Annotated in this window: 3 protein-coding genes; 1 reads left to right on the top strand and 2 read right to left on the bottom strand. The window is 69.3% G+C overall.

Features of this window, described 5'->3' with window-relative positions; translation table 11 throughout:
* On the top strand, positions 1 to 694 hold a 694-nt coding region (locus AC3XYG_RS34460; RefSeq protein ID WP_489144406.1), incomplete at its 5' end, for a sulfite exporter TauE/SafE family protein.
* Here AC3XYG_RS34460 and AC3XYG_RS34455 read toward each other — a convergent pair.
* On the bottom strand, positions 695 to 1135 hold the full coding sequence (locus tag AC3XYG_RS34455; protein WP_489144405.1) for a hypothetical protein: 441 nt from the start codon (positions 1133 to 1135) through the stop codon (positions 695 to 697).
* Between the two features lie 67 nt (positions 1136 to 1202).
* Positions 1203 to 1940, bottom strand: a 738-nt coding sequence (locus tag AC3XYG_RS34450) for an acyl-CoA carboxylase subunit beta (RefSeq protein WP_489144404.1), incomplete at its 5' end; no start/stop codon positions are given.

The raw sequence follows: 1940 nt of genomic DNA, 5'->3' as shown, positions 1-1940 counted from the left end.
CGGCTTCGTCAAGGGCGTGGTCGGGCTCGGCCTGCCCACCGTGGCGATGGGGCTGCTGGGCCTGGCGATGGCGCCGGCCCAGGCCGCGGCGTTGCTGGTGGTGCCGTCGCTGGTGACCAACCTCTGGCAGCTGTTCGCCGGGCCGCGCTTCGGCGGTCTGCTGCGCCGGCTGTGGCCGATGATGCTGGCGATCGGCATCGGCACCTGGGCGGGGGCCGGGTTGCTGGCCGGCGACGGGTCGGGCTGGGCGGCCACCGCGCTGGGCGTCGCGCTGGTGCTGTACGCCCTGGTCGGGCTGGCTGGTCCGCGTCTGTCGGTGCCGCGGCGGGTCGAGCCCTGGCTGTCGCCGCTGATCGGCGCCGCCACCGGCCTGGTCACCGCCGCCACCGGGGTCTTCGTTATCCCGGCGGTACCCTATCTGCAGGCGCTGGGGCTGGAGAAGGAGGATCTGATCCAGGCGCTGGGCCTGTCCTTCACCGTCTCGACCATTGCCCTGGCGGCCGGGCTGGCCGGCCATGGCGCCTTTCCGCTGGCCACCGCCGGCGTGTCGCTGCTGGCCCTGGCCCCGGCGCTGGCCGGCATGGCGGTGGGGCAGTGGCTGCGGCTGAAGGTGCGGCCGGAGGTATTCCGGCGCTGGTTCTTCCTCGGGCTGCTGGTCCTGGGCCTCGACCTGGCGCTGCGGCCGCTGCTGTGATTACTCCGGCGCCACGCAGCCCTCGCCGGAATAGGCGTAGCTGCCGACCCGGCCGGCCGGGGTGAAGTAGAAGGTGGTCAGGCAGCGCCGGTCGACCGCATAGGGCGGCACGTACTGGTCGACATAGACCGTGCGCGCTTCGGTGTAGCGGTGCCTGTCGCCGTCGTCGTCGCGATAGGTGCCGCGCACGAAGGCGGTCTGCGGCCGGCTGGTGACATAGCCGCCGCCGGTCTCGACCCAGGACAGGTTGAACTGCGAATAGCGCCGCCCGTCCTCGGTCGTCCCCTCATAGATCGGCGGGCCGTAGCGCACGACCAGCTGGTCCTTCGGCTGGCCGATCAGCTGGTCCAGCCCCTTGCGGAAGCCGGCTTCGGTGGCGCAGGCAGCCAGCAGCAGCGCCCCGGCCAGAAGGGCGGTCAGGCCGCGAAAACGCGTCGTCATTCCAGTCTCGGTGTCGGTCTCTCCCAGTAGGGAGAGCACCATCCGGCCGTGGCGGAATAAAGGCGCTCTACAACGGCAAGTTGTCGTGCTTCTTCCAGGGGTTCTCGAGCTTCTTGTTCGCCAGCATCGCCAGCGCCTTGCAGATCCGCCGCCTCGTGTTGTGCGGCATGATCACGTCGTCGATGTAGCCGCGCGCGGCGGCGACGAAGGGGTTGGCGAATTTCTCGCGGTATTCCTCGGTTCGCGCCGCGATCTTCTCGGCATCGCCGAGATCGGCGCGGAAGATGATCTCGACCGCACCCTTCGGCCCCATCACCGCGATCTCGGCCGTCGGCCAGGCGTAGTTCAGGTCGCCGCGCAGATGCTTGGACGCCATCACGTCATAGGCCCCGCCATAGGCCTTGCGGGTGATCACCGTGACCTTCGGCACCGTCGCCTCGGCATAGGCGAACAGCAGCTTGGCGCCAGGCTTGATGATGCCGCCATATTCCTGGCTGGTGCCCGGCAGGAAGCCCGGCACGTCGACGAAGGTGACGATCGGGATGTTGAAGGCGTCGCAGAAGCGGACGAAGCGCGCCGCCTTGCGGCTGGAATCGATGTCCAGGCAGCCGGCCAGCACCATCGGCTGGTTGGCGACGATGCCGACGGTGCGGCCCTGCAGCCGGGCCAGGCCGATGATGATGTTGCCGGCGAAGGCGGGCTGCAGCTCGAAGAAATCACCCTCGTCCACCACCTTCCCGATCAGCTCCTTCATGTCGTAGGGCTTGTTCGGGTTGGCCGGGATCAGGGTGTCGAGCGACATCTC

This window comes from Inquilinus sp. (assembly GCF_057815775.1).
The sequence above is the reverse complement of the archived record's forward strand: the minus strand, read 5'-3'. Positions and strand labels throughout refer to the sequence as shown.